We start from the raw sequence: 10434 nt of genomic DNA, 5'->3' as shown, positions 1-10434 counted from the left end.
ACGCAATATCTAGCATTTAGGATGTCTAATAATAGTTAAAGCGAAGTTATTTTTTTAAATAGGTTTCGTGTTTTTAGAACTTTCCGCAAAATTATTTTGCGGTTCAATTTTTAGCTTAAAAACCACCAGGCCTGGTTAAAATAGATGGCTTTTAAAATTAAAACTGGCGGATTGTCAAAGAACGAAAAGTCTCGTTTTCTTCTGACTTATCTCGCTTTAACAAATCGCTCAAGCGGACTGCGCTAAAGCGCAGCTCGCTTAGCTTGGTCGTTAGCTTTCAAAGGAGAAATTCGTGGCAACAAAGGTTTTCATCAGTTGGTCAGGAGATTTAAGCAATAAACTCGCAGATGCTGTTCGGCAGTGGCTGCCGGGCGTACTTCAGTTTGTTAAGCCATATTTCACACCATCTGACATAGAAAAAGGAACGAAGTGGGCATCAGGTATCGCTGGAGAATTAGAGAGTTCAGATATTGGAATTATCTGCCTAACCAAAGAAAACCTCACAAAACCATGGATACTCTTCGAATCTGGGGCATTATCTAAAAACCTAGAAAATTCTCGAGTATGCACGTTGCTTTTTGGTATTGACTCAACAGATTTGAAAGGACCGCTTACTACTTTTCAGACAACACGATTCGAAAAGTCTGATTTCAAGAAACTTGTTAAAACCATCAATAATACCGGGGGAGATAATAAGTTAGAGGACAATGTTCTCGAACAGGTTTTCGAAATGTGGTGGGAAAAGCTTGAAAACCAAATTAGCGAAATTCTGAGAAATCACCAAGACTCGGAAGAAACCGAGCATCGGAGCGAAAGGGACATTCTTGAAGAAATATTAGAGCTCTCAAGGCTCGGCGCTCGAAGAAGATCAAGTCGCTTAGAAATGCCACCTGATGTTTTGATGGATTTGGCAGAAAGCGCAATGGAATTACAGCATGTTGTCGAGAGAGAAGGATCAAAGCGAGCGTATATGGCCCTACGCAGAATGCAAAAGCCACTCGAATACTTGATGCGACGCTCTGATTACCCTGAAGTTTACGAAAGATACCGAATGATGCGGAATGAAATGCGACATAGAGTTATGCCGGAAGAAGTGGATTCTGGAGATGAAAGCTAACAAGGCAAATTCACTCGGACACCAAAAAGCGCCGCTGCGCTCTGCTTTTTGTCTCCGGTGATTTGCGGCGTTAAGCATAAAAGGAAAAGCATGGTCGTTTATTGCCCTGCATGTGAAGCGCTGGTTCAAACAGAGAAACTTTCATCACATGAAAAATTTAACGTAGATTATGATTTTGCACCTATGCGTTATTCACTGCTTAAATGCACGGCATGTAATGAAATCCAGTTGGTTGAACAGTATCTTGTTGGCTATGAACCAGAAAATGAAGATCATTGGTCTTCCGCCAAACGCAACTGGCCACTACCTGAACTAGAACTTCCATTACATGTTCCAGCGGTAACAAAAAAATCAATTGAAGAAGCCGAAAGGTGTCTTCGAGCAAAAGCATTTACAGCTTGTACAGTTATGACTGGTCGAGCACTAGAAGGTATCTGTAGACATTATGCTACTAGTAGCAGATACCTAGGTGCTGGAATAAAGGAGCTTAAAGAACAGGGAGTAATTGATGAAAAATTATTTGAGTGGAGTGAAGCTCTTCATCTTCATAGAAACATAGCTGCTCATGCAGATGAAAGAACAATTACTGAAGAAGATGCTAGGGATTTAATGGATTTCACAATTGCTATCTGCGAATACATATTTGTTCTTAGTGAAAAGTTCAAGGATTTTAAGGCTCGCCAAAATTCTTAGGCGCAATATCAATGCTTAACAATCACACTAAGTTTGCTCCCTACGGTCGCCGGACCGACCTCGCTATCGCTCGGCCGCTTATGTGGGCGTTAGCGTCACAAGTGCTGTATCCGGGCAATGGAGAAAAAAATGGAGAAAATTCTTGAAAAATTATCTTCCTACAATATTTTTAATTATCTGTTTCCCGGCGTAGTGTTTTGCGTTGTCGCTGATAGGTACTTATCAATTCCCTTGCTACAGGACTCGATTGTTAACGGTTTATTTCTGTACTACTTCATTGGTTTGGTGATAAGCCGGTTTGGGTCGGTCGCAATTGAACCTGTCTTGAAGAAAACCGGTTTCGTAAAATTTACTGAATATCATGATTTCGTTAGGGCTGCGAAAGAAGACCCTAAAATTGAATTGCTTTCAGAGTCTAATAACACGTACAGAACCTTGATGTCGGCAATCTTCATTTTGTGCATCGTAGCTATTGGCGCGCATATGGCCAACAACAATCCAAACTTTCTAGAGTTCGTAAAATATTTGATACTGCCTGGGCTTGTGTTGTTGTTTGGCTTATCTTACAAAAAACAGACTGAGTACATTTCAAAAAGAGTGTCTGCAGCATTAAAGGAAAAAGAAAGGACGGAACCAAGTGGCGATAAAAAGTAAACAAACTCGTTTCAGGGCGTATCAACTAGGTAATGCCGGGTCGTCATTCTCGTATTTCAATGGCGATACCTTCACCCTTATTGAGGCGCGATACAACGATGTAAATAAAGAAAGTATCGAGCAAGAGCTTTCGCTGTGTAAGGTGAAAGGGATAAGCAACATCCACATTACTTCATGGGACATGGATCATTGCTCACCTTCGCAGCTCGAAGAACTACTTGAAGAGTTCAGTCCAAATAAAATTGAATATCCGGGATATGAGCCACACACAGATTCCGGAAAAGAAAGTTTAAAAATAATTCGTGCATACGAAAAGAAAGGAAAAGAAGCCAAGAAAAGCAGAAAGATTGTCAGCGTAACGCCAGAATATATATCAAGTTTAAACGAAGCCGAAAATTATGGTTATAGAGACACCCTGCATCACCCGAGGTCCATTGATAAAGAAAGCTCAAACAATAATTCAACGGTAAAACATTTCAGGTCAGGTTCATTTAATGTACTGAGTCTAGGTGATGTTGAGTGTAATAATATTGCATCGGGTCTTCGTAGACAACGAACAATTAATGAGGAAACGGATGTAATGATTCTTGCGCACCACGGTGCCAGCAATGGATTCACTACATCTGCATTTATCAAGACCGTTCGCCCCACTGTCGCAATTGCGAGTGCAGATTACGCGAATCAATTTAAACACCCAAAACAAGAAATACGGGATCTATTACATAAACACAAGGTAAAGCTATTCACGACGAAAACTGGAGATATCGTAATCTTTTCCACCGGAAATCATACTGGTCACTATCGGCTCGTTAATCTTAAGGCGGGTAGTTCTGAGGTCTCGAGTCAGTGTGATTTTTACGCCCGTAAGTCGAGCTTTCTAAAAAACAATATTGATACTATCAGAGCAAAATTGAACAGAGGCAACCGTGGGCCAAGACGCTAACAAGGCCGTCAACTCGGACGCATTTTTCGCTCGCTGCGCTCACTACAAATGCCCCGGTTACGGCTGGCGTTAGACAGAAAGTAAAGGGAAACCAATATGGTAATCCGCCCTGCCGAAACCTCTGACACAGAAAAAATCGCCGCAACTCATAAAGCATCCATTGAGACGATTTGTTCCAATTTCTACAATTCTCAATCTATTGCAGGCTGGGTGGAAATCTTGTCACCTGCCATCTATGAAGATGCAATAGAAAATAAAGTCATGATTTTGGCCGAAGAAAATGAAGAAATTCTTGGGATCGGAATTCTCGACCTTGCAGAGGGAGAAATAGGGGCAATTTATATCCATCCGAAAGCGAAAGGAAAGGGTTATGGCCGAAAGCTGTTGCTCGAACTGGAATCTATAGCCCTAAAAAATAACGTTACTCAACTGGCCTTGTGCTCGACAATGAATGCTTTAGGTTTCTATCAGCATCATGGATATATCGGCACAGACAAGACCTTTCACGAATTACCAAACGGTATCAAACTCGAGTGCATTAAAATGAGTAAAAATCTGAAAAAACAAAATGAGTCTGCCTAACAAGTAGTCCCAACGGCCCCAAAATAACCAGGTCCAGAATAAATAACTTTACCCTTACCCTATTTCTTCTCACTTCCAAAACTCCGAAATCGCGGCAATGCCTTGCGCGCCATTTAATTTAGCTTGGTTTAGCAATTCTGTTTTCATGCCGCCTAGTGCAAAGACGGGAACTGGAATTTCTTTGACCATTTCGGCAAAAGCCTCCCAACCGAGTGCGTCCATATCGGGATGAGTGGCAGTTGGCAGTACCGGCGAGAGCAGGATAAAGTCGGCGTCTATTTTCAGTGCTTGAGTAAGTTCTTCGGCATTATGGGTCGAAGCACCGAGCAGTTTGTCTTTTCCAATTGGACGAGAATCGTATTCAAACAGTTGGTTGGAGGCGAGTTGAATACCATCAGCTCGGGTTTGTGCCAACCATTCCGGTGTGCCATTCAGCATCAATTTTGCACCCGCCTTATGGATCGCATCGATATTATCCTGCGCCAGTTTTAATACTTCCGCTTCATCCAGACCTTTGGCACGCAATTGAATCAGTTTAATACCATCACTCAACACCTTGTCCAACCTGGCTGAGAAATCTTCGCTATCGGCAAACCGGCCGCTGATCGCATAGCGATCGCCAAGTTCCAGCGCAGTCAAAATACCTTGATTGGCTTGCGGAAAAGTCAGTTCACGCAATTCGTTTTGGTTAAACCAGCGAACCAGCTGTCCTTCCTTGCCGTGCGGCGTGCCGTCAAAATCGTAAGTCTGGTAAACATGCAGACGAACGCTGACTTCTTCTCCTTTCTTGTCATATACCCAAGGAATTTCAATCAATGGTTGCCAGTTATCGGTCTGCACACCAAGTTCTTCGATAAATTCGCGTTTCAAGGCTTCATCAATCGATTCGCCCGCTTCAATCTTTCCGCCGGGGAATTCCCAATGATCGGCATGGCTCTGGTGCTTCTGGCGCAGGCTTAAACAGATTTCTTCTTCACAGCGTAAAACACCGACCGCTATATCCAAAACATCCATGTGACACTTCCCTTGCTGAATTCAAATTGATTGTTATTGTACGGCATTATTTTCCGTTAAAATACACGGCTAATCCAAAGTAACTTAATCTTTAGTCAGCGCAGGAAAGCCGTTTTATGAGTCAATTCTGGAGTCAACTGGTTCACAGCCTTACCCCTTATGTTCCGGGTGAACAGCCAAAGGTGGATAACCTAATTAAGCTCAATACCAATGAGAACCCTTATCCTCCATCGCCAAAGGTAACTGCGGCGATTGCCGAGCAGAATAACGACAAACTGCGCCTGTACCCTGACCCGAATTCGGATCTGTTGAAGCAGGCGATTGCCGATTATCACGGTTTACAGACTAATCAGGTGTTTGTCGGTAACGGTTCCGACGAAGTGCTGGCACACGCTTTCCAAGCTTTACTGAAACAGGATGCGCCACTGCTGTATCCGGATATCACTTACAGCTTTTATCCGGTGTACTGTGGTCTGTACGATATTGATTATGAATTGATTCCGTTGAATGATGATTTTGAAATCGTCGCCGAAGATTATCAACGTGATTGTGGCGGAATTATCTTCCCGAACCCGAATGCGCCGACTGGCCGACTGCTGGGATTGGATGTCATTAAACAACTGTTGGAAATGCACCCTAACCGCGTGGTCGTAGTGGACGAAGCCTATATCGATTTTGGTGGCGAAAGTGCAATTGCCTTGGTCAATGACTACGGCAACCTATTAGTTATCCAGACGCTATCCAAATCGCGTTCACTGGCAGGGATTCGTGTTGGTTTTGCTATTGGTCAGGCGCATCTGATTGAAGCGCTGGAACGTGTTAAAAACAGCTTTAACTCTTATCCGATTGACCGTTTGGCGCTGTATGGTGCAGCGGCTTCTTTTGGCGATGAAGAGTACTTCCAAAATGCATGTCAGAAGATTATCAGTACCCGCGAAACGCTGGTATCTGCGATGACTGAGATGGGCTTTAAAGTCATTCCGTCGGCAGCGAATTTTATCTTTGCGACGCATCCGCAACAGGATGCAGCAGAACTGGCTTTGGCGCTACGTGAGCGTAAGATTATTGTGCGCTACTTCAATAAAGAGCGTATCGACCAGTACCTGCGAATTACCATTGGTACCGATGCTGAAAACGCAGCACTGATTCAGGCGTTTAAAGAGATTATTGGTTAACCTATCCACAGCATCCGGAAATAAAAAAGGGAGCAAGGTTTTAAACCAGGCTCCCTTTTTTATTTGATCGACTTCTTATTCTTAAATCGAAAGATTAAGAACGATGACATCCGAGCGATGCATTAAGATCGATACATCACGAGCGATACTCTGCATTAATCTTTACATAGTCGTATGAGAAGTCGGTGGTCCAAACCGTTTCGTTAACCGTTCCACGTTTCAGTACGATACGGATATCGATGTCAGTTTCATTCATCACCGCCTGACCCTGTTCTTCGGTATAGCTCGCGGCACGGCCGCCGTTTTCGACAATACACACATCACCCAGATAGATTTTCAGAGCTTCAATGTCCAGATTTTCGACACCGGCACGCCCGACGGCTGCCAGAATTCGTCCCCAGTTCGGATCGGAAGCGAACAACGCGGTTTTGACCAGCGGAGACAAGGCAACCGCATGCGCGACCTTCAAGGCTTCTTCTTTACTGTCGGCTTCTTCTACAATCACCGCAACAAACTTGGTTGCGCCTTCACCGTCGCGCACAATCATTTGCGCCAAATCGGTCATGATCTCTTTCACAGCTTTTGCAAATTGCTGGTAGGCAACCGATTCCAGATCGTGGATTTCCGGCATATCGGCCTGTTGAGTCGCGCTCAGGGTACAGGCATCGTTGGTCGAAGTATCGCCATCAACGGTAATGCGGTTGAAACTGCTTTCCACCGCAGCGCTCAAAGCAGCCTGCAGACAAGCCTGATCGATCTTGGCATCGGTGGCAACAAAACCGAGCATGGTCGCCATATTCGGATGAATCATCCCGGAACCTTTCGACATGCCGGTAATCACAATGCGATGACCGTCGATATCGACTTCACGACTGACCAGTTTCTGCACCAGGTCAGTGGTCATAATCGCTTTGGAGGCTGCATCCCAACCGTCGATCTGTAAACCGGCCATTGCCTGAGGAATACCGTTTTCAAACTTTTCCATCGGTAGATTTTCACCGATCACCCCGGTTGAAAACGGCAGCACACGAGTCATATCGCAACCTAGTTCAGCCGCGACAAAAGCGCAGCTAGATAGAGCGTCTTTCATCCCCTGCTCACCGGTTCCTGCATTGGCGTTCCCGGCATTAATCAGCAATGCGCGCGGCGAAACCTCGGCAAGATGGCGCTTAGCCAGAGTCACCGGTGCTGCACAAAAGGCGTTGGTGGTAAAGGTCGCCGCCGTCAGGGTGCCTTCGATCAATTCGATCACCACCAGGTCCGGTTTACCATTCTTTTTAATTTTCGCTGCCGTCGCACCCAAATAAACGCCGGCAACCGGATGAATCTGCATTTCCATGCTTATGTATTCCTCACATAAAATTTACTATGGTGTTTTGTTGTTCTAGTTTAATCCAACACCTTGAACGAAAAAACCCACCGGAAAAAATCACAGTGGGTTTTTTGGCTTTGAGACTGAATTTCAGTCTTAGCTCAATTTTCCGCAGCAGTGCTTATATTTTTTTCCCGAACCGCAAGGGCAAGGATCGTTACGTCCAACCTTAGGCTGTTCACGTCGGAAAGTTCCTTCTTCGGAAGCTTCCTCGATCTCCTCCTCCGCATGCGACTGAATTGCATCGGCAATACCGGCCGCCGCAGGGTGGCTGGCATCCAGTTCCAGAGGGACGTTCTGATCGTCAAAATCCTGTACGTCCTGCGAACCTTGAATTTGTACCAATGACAGGATCTTAACCGTTTCAAAGGTGACTTCGTTCAAGAAGCTGCGGAACATTTCCGCCGACTCGCGGCGATATTCCTGGAACGGATCTTTCTGAGCATAACCGCGCAGGTGGATACCGCGACGCAGATAATCCATTTCCGCCAAATGTGTACGCCACTGCTTATCGATGGTGCGCAACAGCACTTCTTTCTCGAAATGGTGCTTGGTTTTATCATCAATCACAGACATCTTCGTACTGTAGATGTTCTCCATTGTCTCGACGATTTTATCCAGCATTTTCTCTTCATATAGGTTTTTGTCTTCCTCAAGCCAGGTTTGCAACGGAAGATCGACACCGAATTCCTCTTTCAACGCCAGAGTCAAACCATGAATATCCCACTGCTCTTCCAAAGAACCCGGTGGAACATAATTACCCATGACTTCTTCAATTACCTGAGCACGCAAACCGTCAACAATGTCTTTGACATCATCACTATTTGCAGCCATCAGTTCGTTGCGCTGCGCATATACAACCTTACGCTGTTGATTGGAGATATCGTCAAATTTCAACAGGTTGGCACGTTCATCCTGATGCAAACGCTCAACCTGTTTCTGAGCGCGCTCGATCGACTTGGTAACCATTGAGTGTTCAATCGCCTCATTCGACGACATACCCAAACGTTTCATCATCGACTTAACGCGTTCGGAAGCAAAACGGCGCATCAAATCGTCGTCCAAAGACAAGTAGAAACGCGTTAAACCGACATCCCCCTGACGACCGGAACGGCCGCGTAGCTGGTTGTCGATGCGGCGAGATTCATGGCGTTCCGAGCCGATGACTTTCAAACCACCGTAACTTAATACTTCATCATGACGTGCTTGCCAGGCGGCTTTTACTTCAGCGATTTTTTCTTCGGTCGGATTATCAAGAGCTTCGATCTCCATCTCCAAATTACCACCTAGAACGATATCGGTACCGCGACCGGCCATATTAGTGGCAATCGTCACGGCTCCCGGACGTCCGGCATCGGCGATAATTCCCGCTTCTCTTTCGTGCTGCTTGGCATTCAAAACATTGTGCTTGATTCCGGATTGCGTCAATAACCGCGACAAAAGTTCCGACATTTCAATCGATGCAGTACCGACCAAAATCGGCTGTTTGGTTTCATTAGTGACACGGATATCTTCGACGATCGCGGCGAACTTCCCTTCCATATCCAGATAAACCAGATCAGGCAAATCAATACGCTGCGGCGTTTTGTTAGGAGGGATCACGACCACTTCAAGGCTGTAGGTCGATAGAAATTCGCCGGCTTCGGTATCCGCCGTCCCTGTCATGCCCGACAATTTTTCATACTGACGGAAATAATTCTGGAAGGTAATCGATGCAAAAGTTTGACTTTCTTGCTGGATTTTAACGCCTTCCTTGGCTTCAACGGCCTGATGCAAGCCTTCGCTCCAGCGACGCCCTTCCATCTTGCGGCCGGTAAATTCATCGATAATCACCACTTGATTGTTCTCAACGATATAATCGCGATCTTTTTCAAACAGCAGATTGGCTCTAAGGGCTGCATTGATATGAATCATCAGACCGATATTCGTGGCATCATAAAGGCTGTCGCCTTCCTGTAGCAGGCCGATCTCGGTCAACAGTTCTTCGATCTTGGCGTGTCCTTGATCAGTCAGGTAGATCTGTTTGGCTTTCTCGTCAATTGTAAAATCACCGGTCGACGTTTTGGTTTCGGTATCTTCTTCACCTTTTTCCAAATGCTCGATCAGCGGATTAATCGCCTGATAGATTTCGGATTTATCTTCCGAAGGACCGGAAATAATCAACGGCGTACGCGCTTCGTCGATCAAAATCGAGTCGACTTCATCGACAACCGCATAATGCTGGCCACGCATTACGCGCTCTTCGGCAAAGATTGCCATATTGTCGCGCAAATAATCGAACCCGAATTCGTTGTTGGTTCCGTAAGTAATATCCATGCTGTAAGCCAGCTGTTTTTCCTGCGGAGACTGGCCGCTGATGATCACACCGGTCGACAAGCCCAGAAATTCAAACAATTGTCCCATCCAGTCAGAGTCACGCTTGGCAAGATAGTCGTTCACGGTAATAACATGAACACCTTTTCCGGTCAAAGCGTTCAGATAGGTCGGCAAGGTCGCAACCAGAGTCTTACCTTCACCTGTCCGCATCTCGGAAATTTTCCCTTCATGCAGCGCCATACCACCGATCATCTGCACATCATAATGACGCATTCCGAAAACACGCTTACCCGCCTCTCTTACTACCGCAAAAGCTTCCGGCAGAATATCATCCAAACTTTTCCCGGCAGCCAGTTCACTTTTGAAGAAGTCGGTTTTCTGCCTTAGCTCTTCATCGCTTAAGGCTTCTAGTTCCGCTTCCAATGCATTGATTTTTTGGACAGTTTTACGATAGTTTTTCAGCATGCGTTCGTTGCGGCTGCCGAAAAGTTTTTTAAAGATATTAAAGGCCATAGTGAATCTGGTTTCCGGTTAACAAAATATGCGCAGTGAGAGCGGGGGAATCTCT

The 10434-nt window shown here is 45.3% G+C and carries 9 protein-coding genes; 6 read left to right on the top strand and 3 right to left on the bottom strand.

All coding sequences use genetic code 11. The annotated features are described in order from the left end of the window. The first annotated feature begins 292 nt into the window (after nt 1-292). From H8792_RS09590 to H8792_RS09570, 5 genes are all read left to right on the top strand, one after another. Nucleotides 293-1117, top strand: a complete 825-nt coding sequence (locus tag H8792_RS09590; RefSeq protein WP_185978733.1) for a TIR domain-containing protein — start codon at nt 293-295, stop codon at nt 1115-1117. Between the two features lie 90 nt (nt 1118-1207). After that, nucleotides 1208-1810, top strand: coding sequence for a DUF4145 domain-containing protein (locus H8792_RS09585; protein ID WP_185978732.1), 603 nt, complete (start codon nt 1208-1210; stop codon nt 1808-1810). A gap of 129 nt (nt 1811-1939) precedes the next feature. After that, nucleotides 1940-2464, top strand: coding sequence for a hypothetical protein (locus tag H8792_RS09580; protein ID WP_185978731.1), 525 nt, complete (start codon nt 1940-1942; stop codon nt 2462-2464). Continuing rightward, nucleotides 2448-3407, top strand: coding sequence for a ComEC/Rec2 family competence protein (locus tag H8792_RS09575; RefSeq protein WP_185978730.1), 960 nt, complete (start codon nt 2448-2450; stop codon nt 3405-3407). The genes H8792_RS09580 and H8792_RS09575 overlap by 17 nt, the downstream gene beginning before the upstream one ends. Before the next feature lie 96 nt (nt 3408-3503). Then, nucleotides 3504-3989, top strand: coding sequence for a GNAT family N-acetyltransferase (locus H8792_RS09570; protein WP_185978729.1), 486 nt, complete (start codon nt 3504-3506; stop codon nt 3987-3989). A 69-nt stretch (nt 3990-4058) separates the two neighbouring features. Here the strand turns inward: H8792_RS09570 and H8792_RS09565 are convergent, their stop codons facing one another. Then, entirely contained in the window at nt 4059-5003 is a 945-nt protein-coding gene (locus H8792_RS09565; protein WP_185978728.1) for a Nudix family hydrolase, read from the bottom strand. Nucleotides 5004-5119: 116 nt separating this feature from the next. Here H8792_RS09565 and hisC point away from each other — a divergent pair, with 116 nt between their 5' ends. Further along, complete coding sequence (gene hisC, locus H8792_RS09560; protein WP_185978727.1) at nt 5120-6178, top strand: histidinol-phosphate transaminase; 1059 nt, start codon at nt 5120-5122, stop codon at nt 6176-6178. A 136-nt stretch (nt 6179-6314) separates the two neighbouring features. Here hisC and argJ read toward each other — a convergent pair whose 3' ends face one another. Further along, nucleotides 6315-7517, bottom strand: coding sequence for a bifunctional glutamate N-acetyltransferase/amino-acid acetyltransferase ArgJ (gene argJ, locus H8792_RS09555; RefSeq protein WP_185978726.1), 1203 nt, complete (start codon nt 7515-7517; stop codon nt 6315-6317). Nucleotides 7518-7646: 129 nt separating this feature from the next. Beyond that, nucleotides 7647-10379, bottom strand: coding sequence for a preprotein translocase subunit SecA (gene secA / locus H8792_RS09550; RefSeq protein WP_185978725.1), 2733 nt, complete (start codon nt 10377-10379; stop codon nt 7647-7649). Nucleotides 10380-10434 lie beyond the last annotated feature (55 nt).

The sequence above is a fragment of the Thiomicrorhabdus heinhorstiae genome (genome assembly GCF_013391765.2).
Lineage (GTDB): Bacteria > Pseudomonadota > Gammaproteobacteria > Thiomicrospirales > Thiomicrospiraceae > Thiomicrorhabdus > Thiomicrorhabdus heinhorstiae.
Note: the sequence above shows the minus strand (reverse complement) of the source record. Positions and strands in the feature narration are given on the sequence as shown.